The organism is Nonomuraea dietziae, assembly GCF_014195505.1.
GTDB lineage: Bacteria > Actinomycetota > Actinomycetes > Streptosporangiales > Streptosporangiaceae > Nonomuraea > Nonomuraea roseola.
The window spans coordinates 2,268,535-2,280,589 of record NZ_JACIBV010000001.1; the positions used below are offsets into that span (position 1 = coordinate 2,268,535).

7 protein-coding genes are annotated in these 12,055 nt (G+C 72.3%); 2 read left to right on the top strand and 5 right to left on the bottom strand.

All coding sequences use genetic code 11. The features are described from left to right. Positions 1 to 1,287, bottom strand: coding sequence for an MFS transporter (locus FHR33_RS10945; protein ID WP_183645841.1), 1,287 nt, complete (start codon positions 1,285 to 1,287; stop codon positions 1 to 3). A gap of 113 nt (positions 1,288 to 1,400) precedes the next feature. After that, positions 1,401 to 1,772 (bottom strand): VOC family protein, encoded by a 372-nt coding sequence (locus FHR33_RS10950; RefSeq protein WP_183645842.1) that lies wholly within the window; start codon positions 1,770 to 1,772, stop codon positions 1,401 to 1,403. 556 nt (positions 1,773 to 2,328) lie between these two features. Between FHR33_RS10950 and FHR33_RS10955 the strand changes: the two genes are divergently transcribed. Further along, on the top strand, positions 2,329 to 3,093 hold the full coding sequence (locus FHR33_RS10955) for an SDR family NAD(P)-dependent oxidoreductase (protein WP_183645843.1): 765 nt from the start codon (positions 2,329 to 2,331) through the stop codon (positions 3,091 to 3,093). A 434-nt stretch (positions 3,094 to 3,527) separates the two neighbouring features. On the opposite strand, the gene FHR33_RS10960 is transcribed toward FHR33_RS10955, so the two are convergent. Then, positions 3,528 to 8,435, bottom strand: a complete 4,908-nt coding sequence (locus tag FHR33_RS10960) for an AAA family ATPase (RefSeq protein WP_183645844.1) — start codon at positions 8,433 to 8,435, stop codon at positions 3,528 to 3,530. Beyond that, positions 8,436 to 9,548 (bottom strand): exonuclease SbcCD subunit D, encoded by a 1,113-nt coding sequence (locus tag FHR33_RS10965; RefSeq protein ID WP_183645845.1) that lies wholly within the window; start codon positions 9,546 to 9,548, stop codon positions 8,436 to 8,438. 134 nt (positions 9,549 to 9,682) lie between these two features. Between FHR33_RS10965 and FHR33_RS10970 the strand changes: the two genes are divergently transcribed. Continuing rightward, positions 9,683 to 11,149, top strand: coding sequence for an alpha/beta hydrolase family protein (locus FHR33_RS10970; RefSeq protein WP_312895463.1), 1,467 nt, complete (start codon positions 9,683 to 9,685; stop codon positions 11,147 to 11,149). On the opposite strand, the gene FHR33_RS10975 is transcribed toward FHR33_RS10970, so the two are convergent. Further along, the gene (locus FHR33_RS10975) at positions 11,150 to 12,055 is read right to left on the bottom strand and encodes an alpha/beta hydrolase (RefSeq protein WP_312895464.1); all 906 of its coding nucleotides are present in this window, start codon (positions 12,053 to 12,055) and stop codon (positions 11,150 to 11,152) included.

The window sequence follows — 12,055 nt, forward strand, 5'->3', positions numbered from 1 at the left end:
CTACATGCTCTCCTCGCCGGTCTCGGGCAGGGCGAGCAGGCAGAGCAGGCTGAGGACCGCCATGGCGGAGACGTACACGCCGACGGAGAACACGCCGAGGCCGCTGGCCTGCATCTGGGTGGCGATCAGCGGCGGGACCGCGCCGCCGAGGACGCCGCCCAGACTGTAGGCGACGGAGGCGCCGCTGTAGCGGTACTCGGTGCGGAACAGCTCGGGCAGGAACGCGCCCATCGGGCCGAAGATCAGACCCATCAACGCCAGCGCTCCGGACAGCGCGAGCCCAACCAGCGGGACGGAGGCGGTCTGCATCAGCGGGAACATCACCAGCCCCCAGGCGATCGCGACACCGGTGCCCGCGATCAGCGTACGGCGCCGGCCGAGCCTGTCGGAGACCAGCGAGGAGACGACCGTGCCCGCGGCCATGAACAGCACGCCGATCATGGTCAGCGCCAGCATCGTGGTGCGCGGGATCCCCAGCGTCGCGGTGCCGTACGACAGGCAGTAGGTGGTGGCGGTGTAGAAGAGGGTGTAGGTGACGACCATCGCGCCGGCGCCCAGCAGCACGCGCCGCCACTGGTGGCGCATCAGGCCCACGAACGGCACCTTGGCGATCTTCCGCTCGTCCATCGCCGCCTGGAAGACCGGCGTCTCGGAGATCTTCAGCCGGACGTAGAGGCCGATCACCACGAGCAGCAGGCTGGCGACGAACGGCAGCCGCCAGCCCCAGCTCACGAACTGCTCGTCGGTGAGGACGGCACCGAGAATGAGGAACAGGCCGTTGGCGGCGATGAACCCGACCGAGGGGCCGAGCTGCGGGAACATCGCGTAGAAACCGCGCTTGCCCGGCGGGGCGTGCTCGGTGGCCAGCAGCGCCGCGCCGCCCCACTCGCCGCCCAGGCCGATGCCCTGGGTGAACCGCAGCAGCACCAGCAGCACGGGCGCGGCCACGCCCATGGCGGTGTAGCCGGGCAGCAGCCCGATCGCGACCGTGGACAGGCCCATCAGCAGCAGCGAGACGACCAGCATGGACTTACGGCCGATGCGGTCACCCCAGTGCCCGAAGATCGCCGAGCCGAGCGGGCGGGAGACGAACGCCACGGCGAACGTCGAGAAGGCCGCGAGCCTGCCCGCCAGATTGTCCATCTCGGGGAAGAAGGCGGTGTTGAGCACCAGGGCGGCGGCGGTTCCGTAGATGTAGAAGTCGTAGAACTCGATCGCGGTGCCGATGAGGCTGGCGGCGGCGATGCGCGTTCTCGAGGGCTGCGCGACGGCGGGGGCCTGGACCATGCTGTGTCTCACTATGCGGGATGGCGTCTTACGTGGTGGTCCGCCGACCGTATCAGCTCCACCACGGCCTCTGACACCGTGCGGACATTTCTGTCGAATCGCCGGTCGGGCCGTCAGCCGTGGCTGAGGTCGATCACGCAGAACCGGTTGCCCTCGGGATCGGCGAGCACCGTGAAGTCGGGATCGGCGGGATAGAGGTCCCAGTCGACCTTCTGCGCGCCCAGGGCGATCAGCCGCTCGACCTCGGCGGCGTGTTCGAGCGCGTTCTCGGTGAACAGGTCGAGGTGCATCCTCGGATGTTCCTGCACGGGAGAGACGCTGACGTCGAGCGCGAGCGGGGTGCCGAGACCGTTGACGGGATCGAGGATGGTCCAGTCGTCCGTCACCGCCCCTGAGCGGGGGATGTAGTGCAGCGCCTGGCTCCAGAACCGGACGGCCCGCCGCATGTCGTCGACGCCGATGACCACCTGACCAATACTCACCATGACCCAATCGTGTCAGGACATGGTCCCGCTTGGAACCTCCACCCCTCCCACCTCTCCAGTCACACCGCCCCACCTGCGGTCAGCGTGTCGCCCCAGGGGGTGGCCGCCTCGGTGCCGCGGTTCCTGGCGGCGTCCGCCGTCGGCGCCGCCGGCTCGGCCCACAAGGTCGCCACCCACGGCTCCATCGCCCTGACCTCCGCGACCGGGCCGGTCGGGCACGTGATCACCAAGGCGCCCAAGGGCGTGAAGTACGGCAACCCGGGTCCTCTCCAGACCCCGGCTGGACCGCCTCGCTTCTGGCCCGGTCGGCCGGCTCTGCGGTCCACATCACCACGTTCGCCCAGGTGGCAGCGGTGCGCCGACCGACTCCCCGAGCGCCGCCGCTTCCGCGGGCAGCCGGGTCACCTCCTCGTACGAGCCCGCCAACGCCGCCACCTCGGCCAGCCCCTCATCAAGTTCTGGATCGCGCCTGGCTGAGAGCCCTCAGCCGACCCCCAGCCGATCGTCAGCGGTGCCCGGCACAGTGAGGGCAACGAACGGACGTGAGGAGAAAATCATGGATCTGCAGCTTGCTGGGAAGACCGCCGTTGTCACGGCCGCCAGCGGAGGTATCGGGGGCGCGGTCGTCCGCACTCTGATCGCCGAAGGGGTGACGGTGCTCGGCGCCGACCGCACGGTCACGGATCAACTGAAGCAGACCGGCGCCATCACCGTCGAGGCCGACCTGCTCACCCCAGAAGGTGTCGAGGAACTGCGACGGGTCACCGACAGCGAGCTCGGCGGCGTCGACCTGCTCGTCAACGGCGTCGGCGGGCTGGCAGGTCTGGACCTCGGAGGACTGCCCGACCTTTCCGACTCGACCTGGCAGCGAGCCTTCGAGCTCAACTTCTTCAGCACCGTGCGCATCACCCGGGCGCTGCTGCCCAGCCTGCGCGAGGCGGTGGTCAATGTCTCCACCAGTGTGGCCCACTGGCCGGCCTCCGGGCCGCACTGGTACGGCGCATCCAAAGCCGCGCTCACGGCCTTCAGCAAGGGCCTGGCCGACGAGCTGGGCCCGCGCGGCATCCGGGTGAACACCGTCTCGCCCGCGCTCATCCGCACTCCCCTCTGGGATGAGTACGGCCCGCGCGTCAGCCAAGCCCGCGGCGCGGACTACCAGCAGCTCATGACCGACCTGCCCGAACAGATCAACGTCACTCTGGGCCGCTGGGGCACCCCGCAGGAAGTCGCCAACGTGATCGTCTTCCTCGCCTCCCCGGCCGCCGGCTACGTCACCGGCAGCGACTACGTCATCGACGGCGGACTGCTGAAGGTCCTCTAGGCAAGATCCTTTGTTCAAGCCGGGGGACGGGGCCCATCACCCGCCCCCTGGGCAGGAGGAGGGGCCAGCACATGCAGTTCGCTCCCGACGAGCCACAGACACCGCACCTGCTCCGCCACCACACGTGATCCGGGCCCGGCCGCGTTTGCCGGTTCGACACATCAGCTCGGCCCCGTGGACACCCCCTCGAGCCCTCCCCCGAGAGCCCACCCTCAAGAGGACCGCCCAACGCACCAACGCTCTCCCACGCGATGACCGCCCGCGCCCAGCCTCAGCCCGGCCCCCACCGACGGGTCCTCCTCCGAAAGCCCACCCCCGAGGGCCCTTGTCACACCCACCATCGTCGCCCTTTCACGTGATGCCCTAGGGAGACATCAGCTTGGTGACCACCGACAGCGTCGAGCGCTCCACATGATGATCACCCCAGGCCGACGTCAGCCCGCGATCACCGACAGCGTGGAGCCCTTCCTCGTCTTGGCCACTCTGAGCTGGGCCGGGATCCTCGTCCGCAACTCGGCGACGTGGCTGACGATGCCGACCGCGCGCCCGCCGTCACGCAGCCCGTCGAGGATGTCCAGCACACCGTCGAGCGTGTCCTCGTCGAGGGTCCCGAAGCCCTCGTCCACGAAGAGCGTGCCGATCTCGGCGCCCCCCGCCTCGGCCGTCACCACGTCGGCCAGTCCGAGCGCCAGCGCCAGCGACGTGATGAACGACTCTCCTCCCGACAGCGTCGCCGGATCGCGGTCGACTCCCGTCCACCCGTCGAGCACCCGCAGTCCGAGCCCGCCACCCGCCCTGCCCCGCGCCCCCGCCGTCTTCCGCAGGTCGTGCTGAAGCTGGTAGCGCCCGCCTGACATGTGGTCGAGCCGTTCGTTGGCCGCGTCGACGACCTGCCTGAGCCGCTCCCCCAGCACGTACGACGACAGGCTCATGCTCCACTGGTTGTCACCTGAGGTGCCGCTGGTCAGCGCCGCCAGCCGTTCGGCCAGGCGGTGCCTGTCGGCGGCGGGCTGCCAGCGGCCGAGGCACGCCGTCAGCTCCTCGTGCAGCTCGGCGAGCCTGCTCACCCGCCGCTCCGCCCGGTCGCGGGCCGAGGCCAGCGCGGTGTGCTCCCGTTCGGCCTGCTCTCGCTCGGCCTCCAGCGCCGCCAGGTCCTGCGGCGGCTGCGCGGCGGCCGCCACCAGCTCGGGATCGGCCAGCGTGCGCGTCACCGCCGCGTGCCGCGCGTCGAGCTCGCGCAGCCGCTCGGCCTTCTCCTCTTTCTCTTCCTGCGTGCGTACGGCGGGCAGGACGTCACCGGCGTCGAGGAATCCCGCCTGCCTGGCCGCCTCCTCCGCCGCCTGGACGGCGTCGCGATGCTCAGCGGCGGCGCTCATGGCCGCCTGGGTGGCCTCGTGCGCCTCCCTGAGCAACTGCGCCTCCTCCTTGAGCCGTTCGAGCCTGGCGACGAGCGTCGCGTCCTGGCCTCTGGCGACGAGGATCCGCTCAGCCAGCCTCTCCGCCTCGGCTCCGAGCTCCTCGACTCTGGTACGGCAGGCGGCCAGGGCGACGCCGAGCTCCCTGAACGCGGCGCCCAGCCGTACCTGCTCGTCGGCGAGCTCCCCTGCGCTGCCCGCCAGGCCGGGATAGGTGTCGGCGGCTCTCCTCAGCCTGGCCAGCTCGCGCTCGGCGACGACACGAACACCCTCAACCCACTCCCTGTCCACCCGCACAGCCTCGACGGGCGCTTCGGCCCATGTGCCGCCCGCCTCGGCGTCACCGTCGGACTCCGAGGACGTCTTCCCAACCGCCGCGTCACCGCCGGCTCGCTGGTCCGACGCGTCGCCCGCCTCGGCACGACCCATCGGCTCGCCCGACGCGCCATCCCCCTCGACGCCATCCCGAGCCGCGACCGGCGTCGCAGGGACGTCCGCGCCGCCCTCCGCCGAGACGACCCACCCACTACCCACCCCGGGCGCACCCTCGACCGGCACCCCACCCACACCCGCGCCGCCCTCCGCCGAGACAGCCCACTCACCAGCACCCTCGACCGGCACCTCATCTACACCCGCGCACCGCTCCACCGAGACGGTCCACCCTCTGCCCGTCTCACCCTCGGCCCGATCCGCGCGGAACCGGCTCGCCCCGGCGTCCGAGGCCGAGTCCGTCCGCGTGCCTGGTGCCGTTGTGGGGTCCGGAGGTCTGGAGGTGTGCGGGCCGGGAGCCGAGGCGAGAAGGCTCGCGAGAGCGGTGAGAGCGTCGTCGAGGCGGGCGGCGATCTCGCCCACCCGCTCGGCGCACTCCGCGAGCTCGGCCAGGCTGATGATCTCGCCGCCCAACCGCTCCCTCCGCGCGCCCAGGCTCGCGTCCTCGCCTCGCGCCTCGTCCAGCCTGGCGAGGACGCGGGCTCGCTCGCCCGCGAGCCCTTCGCGCGCCGTACGGGCCTCCGTCAGCCGTCGTTCCGTGTCGTGGAGCTGGTCGAGGGCCTGTTCGAACTCGGACTCCAGTCGCTGCGCCGCCCGCTCGAGACCCTCCTCCTGTGAGGCGAGCGCGGTCAGGGCCTCGAGTTCGTCAGAGAGCGCGGCCAGCTCGGCCTCCGCCTCTGCCACGGTCGGCGCGCCCGCGAGCTCGTCGAGTCGCGAGCTGAGCGAGGACAGGACGCTGTCGGCCGACTGGCGCTCGGCCAGCGCCGCGTCGTAGGCCGCCTGCGCCTCGCTCTCGTCGTCGGCGGCGTACGCGATCGAGGCGGGGGCTGCGGGCGCGGGGTGGTCGGGCGAGCCGCACACCGCGCACGGGGCACCGTCGGACAGCTGGGCGGCCAGCTCCGCGGCCATGCCCTCGATGCGGGCCTGGCGGATCTCCTGCAGGCGGTCGCGAAGCGCCTGCGCCGTCTCGACGGCCGCGCCGTACGCGTCGCGGGCCGCCTCCGCCTCCTCTTCCAGCTCCTGCCTGCGGCCTGCCGTCGCCAGCCCGGAGGCCGCCGCGTCACACGCCGCGGTCGCGGACGGCAACCGCCCCGCCGCGGCCCGTGCCTCGGCCAGCTGCCCCGCGACCTCGTGGAGCGCCGCGGGCAGGTCGTCCGCCGCGGCGCGGGCGGCCAGCTCTCGTTCGGCGAGCGCGGACAGCTCGGCCTCGAGCACGGCCAGCCGCTCGTCGAGCTCGGCCAGTCGCGATTCGTCGGCGCGAAGACCTTCCAGGGTGGCGAGCTGGTCGCCGAGAGTGCGCTCGACCCTCCGCGCCTCCTCCTTGACGGCCCGCCAGAGCCGGCCCGCCCGGATATCCCCGACTGGATCGGCCCCCTGCGCCCCGACCAGATGCCCGTCCCCCTGGCGCCGCTCGAGGAGCCCTCCCGCCGCGGATCCCCCTTCGAGCACCCCAGACGCAGGTGAACCCGACGCAGAAGGGAGCGACCCAGGAGAGGGCGACTCCGGAGAGAGCGAGCCCGATTCCGACCCTGGCGCGGAAGGGGGCGACACCGAAGACCCAGCCTCAGGACGCGCCGACTCAGGAGACGACGACGCGGAAGAGGACGACGAGGGAAGAAGCGACTCCGGAGAGAACGAGCCCGAATCCGACCCCGGCGCGGAAGAGGACGACACCGAAGACCCAGACGCAGGACGCGCCGACTCCGTGAAGGGCGACGTGGCGGAGGACCGAGGGAGGGATGCGGGAGGCGCCGGTGGGGACGGGTGCGGGGCGAGAGGCGGGGTCAGAGCGGCCAGTGCCGGCGAGAGGGGGGCGGCCGCGCGGAGGCGGGTCACCATCTCGGTGTGAGCCGCGTCGAGCTCGGCCGTGAGCCGGTCGCGGCGTTCGATCGCTTCGAGGCGGGCCGTGGCGGACGCGAGGGCGGCCTCGGCGGCGGGGATGCGCGCGGCATCGAGCCTCGCCTGTGCCGCGGCCTCGTCGGCCGACCTCACCAGGCCGGGCAGCACCTCCAGCCTGGAGGCGATCGCTCGTTCCCTGGAGGACAGGGTGGCGATCTCGTGCTCGGCGGCCCGGCGGTCGCGGTGGAGCTGGGCGAGTCTGGTCTCGTCGACGAGGAGCTCAGCGATCTTGGAGATCTCGCTGAGCCTCTCACGCTCCATCTCCGCGAGCATCCCGAGGTCGACCCCCTCAAGACCCCGAGGACCCACGGAGCCGGATGAGCCGAAGGGTCCGGACTGCCGGCCGGGCACAGGCCGCGAGAAGTTTTCGAACCCGGCAGGCCCGCTGAGGAGGGGGCGGGCGCGGGCCAGGGCGTCGGCGGCCAGAGCGCGGGCCTTGCCCGCCGTCTCGGCGCGCTGCCTGGCGGCGGCGATGAGCGGGAGCACCCTGTCGGCTCTGGTGGCCTCGTCGAGGATCGTGAGGAGGTCGGAGCGCTCCTCCGCGCGTTCGTCGAGCGCCCGTCGCAGCCTGGTCGCCTCCGCGTGACGGCGTTGCCTGTCGGCCAGGGCGGTCGCCTGCTCGACCCTGTCGCGATGCTCCCTGAGCGTGGCCTCCGCCGCGGACCAGGCGGTGGTGGTCTGGCCCGCGAGTGCCCTGGCCGCCTCGAGCAACAGGCCCGACCAGCGGAGCGGGTCGCTCTCCTGGGTGGGCGCCGCCTCGCCGTCGGCCTCGGGCCTGGGCGCGGGGACCACCCCGGCCACGGGCGCGGACACGGGCACGGGCACGGCGGATGGCGAAGCCGCCGAGGAGAGCGCGTGCAGCAGGGTCTCTCCCGCGGCCTCCTCCAGCCGTTTGACCGTGAACTCGACCTCCTGCCGGCCCTCCTGCGACTCCCTCCACGTCCGCTTGCGGTGCTCGGCCAGCCACGCCTCGGCCGCCGTGAACACCTTCACCGTGAAGAGCCGCTCCAGCAGCCGCCGCCGCTCGTCGCCATCGGCGCGCAGGAAGCGCGCGAAGTCGCCCTGGGGCAACATCGCGACCTGGCAGAACTGGTCGGCGTTCATGCCGAGCAGCTGGCCGATCAGGTCGCCCGCCTCGTCGTGCCGGGTGGTCAGCCCCTGCCACTCCTGGCCGCGCACCTGTTCGGAGACGATGACCTTGGCCTTCTCCTCGGTGAACCCGGTGCCGCGCAGCTTCGGACGGGTCCACGAGGGTGAGCGCTGGATCCGCAGCGTGCGGCCCCTCAGCGTCACCTCCAGCTCGACCGACGGCCCCACGGACGGCGCGGCGTGGTCGCAGCGCAGGCTGCGCGCGCTGTTGCGCTGGCCGGGCACCACGCCGTAGAGGGCGAAGCAGAGCGCGTCGAGCAGGGTCGTCTTGCCCGCGCCCGTGGGCCCGTGGACGAGGAAGAGCCCTGCCTCGGCGAGAGCGTCGAAGTCGACGGTCTCGGTGCCGGGGAACGAACCGAACGCCGTCAGCGTCAGCCGGTGCGGCCGCATCTAGACCAGGACCTCCTTGATCCTCGACGCCTCGACGGCCTCGCGCAGCAGCCGCTCCTCCATCGGGTCGGCGGGCTCGCCGCGCACCTCGCGGACGAAGTCGAGCGCCACCTCCGCCTCGGGCCGCCCGCTCAACGGGGCGGCGGGAGCGCCGGGCACGGCGCCCTGCGGGTCGAAGGCGAGCGCCAGCGTGTGCGGGAAACGGGCCCTCAGCCGGTCCATCGCGGCCTTGGGGCGGACGGGGTCGGTGAGCGTGACCTGCAGCCAGTGGTCCTCGCGGTCGGCCAGCGACGGGTCGGTCAGCAGCGACTCCAGCCGGCCGCGCAGCCGCCCGACAGGGCGGGGCACGGGGGCGGGGACGAAGTCGGCCTCGGGAGAGCCGACCGTGACCAGCCACGAGCCCTTCACGTGGTCGGCCTCGGAGAAGGAGTAGGCGAGCGGCGAGCCCGAATAGCGCACCGAAGGCGACATGCGCTGGCGGCCGTGCAGGTGGCCGAGGGCGACGTAGTCGATGCCGTCGAAGAGGGAGAGGGGCACGTGGGCCACGCCGCCGACGCTGATGTCGCGTTCGCTGTCGCTGGCCGCGCCGCCTGCGACGAAGGCGTGGGCGAGCACGACCGAGCGGCGCTGCCGTACGAGAGAGGACCTGACGCGCGCCATCGCATGGGACAGGGCCGCGGTGTGGCTGCGCTCGGCCAGATCCCAGGGGCCGCGCACCAGCTCGGGCTCCAGGTAGGGGATGCCGTAGAAGGCGACGTCGCCGATGAGCACGGGCTCCCACGCGCGCGAGGGGTCGGTGCGCAGATGGACGCCCGCCGAGTCGATCAGGTCGGCGCCGAAGCCGAGGCGGCGCGCGGAGTCGTGGTTGCCGCTGATCATGACGACGCGCGCCCCCGCGCCCGCCAGCCGTCGCAGCGCCTCGTTGCACAGCGCGACCGCGTCGACGGAGGGCAGCGCCCTGTCGTAGACGTCGCCGGAGACCGCCACCACCTCCACCTTCTCGGCCCTGACCGTCTCGACCAGGTGGTCGACGAAGGCCGCCTGGCCCTCGATGAGGCTCTCGCGGTGGAAGGACCGGCCGAGGTGCCAGTCGGAGGTGTGCAAGAGGCGCATGAGGCAGGAAGCTAACAGCTTCCACCGACATTTATCATGGGCGCCGGTGAGGCCGCCGGGAGTAGGCTAGAAGATCAGCGGGCAAACCAACTCACATGGGGAGGCCGATGCCCACCGGCCGAGGCACATTGAGCGTGGCCGTCGGCTTGGTGCTGATGGCTCTCGCGACGGTGGGCTACGCCCTGCCTCCGGCCTTCGACCCCCCTCCGCTCACGGCCGATCCGGTCTTCCAGTCGCTGCCCCCGCAGCCCGCTGTCGAGCGGCGTCCCGTGGCGGCGACCGGCTCCTTCCGCACCGAGCGCTTCTCCATCCGCGCCGAGCACCAGTGGCTGCACGGCACGATCAGGGTGCCGCTGAGGCCAGGCAGGCACCCGGCGATGGTGTTCGTGTCGGGCTCGGGCAACGGCTCGCGCGAGGAGTTCACGCCGCAGGCGGAGTTCCTGGCCAGGGCGGGCGTGGTCACGCTCGCCTACGACAAGAGGGAGATCGGCTACGACTTCCGCAGCAGGGACTTCGGCCTGCTCGCCGACGACGTGCTGCGGATGGTCGGCCACCTGCGCGCCAGGCCGGACGTCGACCCTGCCCGCACCGGCGTGTGGGGGGTCAGCGAGGGCGGCTGGGTGGTGCCGATCGCCGCGGCCAAGAGTTCGGCCGTCGGCTTCATCGTGCTGGTCTCCTCCCCGAACGTCTCGCCGCTGCGCCAGGTCGCGTGGGCGCTGAACGAGCAGCTGCTGCGCCTGCGCGCGCCGATCGGCGCGCGCGACCTGCTGACCAGGGCCATGGGCGGCGTGGGCTTCAACTTCCTGCGCTACGACGCGCTGCCCGCGCTGCAGGGCGTCAGGCAGCCCGTCCTCGCGCTGTACGGCACCGCCGACCCCTCGATCCCCTTCGTCGAGAGCACCGAGGCCCTGATCAAGGGCCTGACCGCGGCGGGCAACGACGACTACACCATCCGCTATCTCGACAGGGCCGACCACGCGATGCGCATCAGCGGCGGCCCCTTCACCCCCGGCTACCTCGACACGCTCGGCAACTGGATCCTCGGCCTGCCCGACACCGCCAAGCCCGCGCTGCACCTGGCGGGGGCCACGCCCGTCCAGCGCTTCGCGGCCAGCGACGTGCCGGCCGCCCCCTGGTACGCGGGGGGCGCCATGCTGGGCCTGACGATCTGCCTGGCCGCGGTCGGCTACGTCGCGGGGCCCGTGGCCGTGATGTTCGTGAGGCTGCGCGGTCGCCACACGACGCTGGAGGAGACCAACGCCAGGCTGTGGCCGCCGATCAGGCGCAGGCTGCACAGGATGGTGTGGACGGGCCTCGGCCTGCTGGCCGCGGTGCTCGCCTTCATCATGCTGCTGGTGATGTTCTCGATCAACCAGGCGGGCGCGTGGCCCGCCGTGCTGGCCGGGTGGCTGGTGGTCAGGGCGCTGGCCGTCCTCATGCTGCTGCAGGAGGTGACGGCCGTGGCGGCGGTGGTGTCGGGGCTGCGTGAGGGCATGCGGCCGAGCAGGTGGCAGCACGTGGCGATGGCGGGCGTGCTGGGCGGCACCGGGCTGCTGCTGGTGGCCGCCGCCTACTACGGCCTGTTCGCCATCCCCTGGTGATCACCCCTGGACGTAGGCGCGCGTCCAGCGGTCGATCTCGTCGAAGACCTGCTTGCGCACGGGTTCGGCCGACAGCACGAGGTCGTGGATGCCGTCGCGCACCCGCACGCAGGTGACGTGCGGCCCGATCGAGGTGGACCACCTGGCGATCTGGCGCGGGTCGAGCACGATGTCGGCCGAGCGCGCCTCGGGGCTGAAGTCGCGCACCCTGAGCCCCGCCGCGGCCGCGAGCACCAGCACGGGCACGTCGACGACGAGCCCCCTGTGCAGACGGCGCTGCGCCCTGCGGATGGCGGCCAGCCAGGTGGCGTGCACGTCGAAGCCGCCCAGTGGCTTGAGCTCCAGGTCGAAGTCCCACTCGCCGCCGTGGTCGCGGTGGATGCTCTGGCCGTACGCGGTGCTGACGCCCAGCGGGAGCGGCCTGGTCGTGTAGGACAGCGGCGTCTTGAGCAGGTCGGCGGCCAGCCTCAGCGGGTAGGGCACGTTGAGGTCGAGGAAGGGGCTGTTGAGCACGAGCCCCTGGACCAGGCCCTTGCCGCGCGCCCTGTCGGCCCAGAGGGCGGCGACCAGGCCGCCGGTGGAGTGGGCGTTCAGCGTGAGCTCGTCGTGGTCCTTCCTGATGAGGCGGACGGCCTCGTCGATCTCGGGGAAGTAGTCGGTGACGCTCCTGATCAGGCCTCTGGTCTGGTGGGGCAGCAGCGACCTGCCGTACTTGCGCAGGTCGAGGGCGTAGAAGTCGACGCCCCGCTCCAGGTAGAAGTCGGCCAGGTGATCCTGGAAGAAGTAGTCGGTGAAGCCGTGCAGGTAGAGGACCGCGCGGCGGGAGCCGGCCGTCCTGGCGAGCAGGGTGGCGACCACCTCGCCCTCGAAGTCGGACGGCAGGCGCAGGACCGTTGTCTCGTACAC

Coding starts and splice junctions, on each gene's coding strand:
- FHR33_RS10965 (WP_183645845.1), bottom strand. CDS start 9,548: ATGCGCCTCTTGCACACCTCCGACTGGCACCTCGGCCGGTCCTTCCAC.
- FHR33_RS10945 (WP_183645841.1), bottom strand. CDS start 1,287: ATGGTCCAGGCCCCCGCCGTCGCGCAGCCCTCGAGAACGCGCATCGCC.
- FHR33_RS10955 (WP_183645843.1), top strand. CDS start 2,329: ATGGATCTGCAGCTTGCTGGGAAGACCGCCGTTGTCACGGCCGCCAGC.
- FHR33_RS10960 (WP_183645844.1), bottom strand. CDS start 8,435: ATGCGGCCGCACCGGCTGACGCTGACGGCGTTCGGTTCGTTCCCCGGC.
- FHR33_RS10950 (WP_183645842.1), bottom strand. CDS start 1,772: ATGGTGAGTATTGGTCAGGTGGTCATCGGCGTCGACGACATGCGGCGG.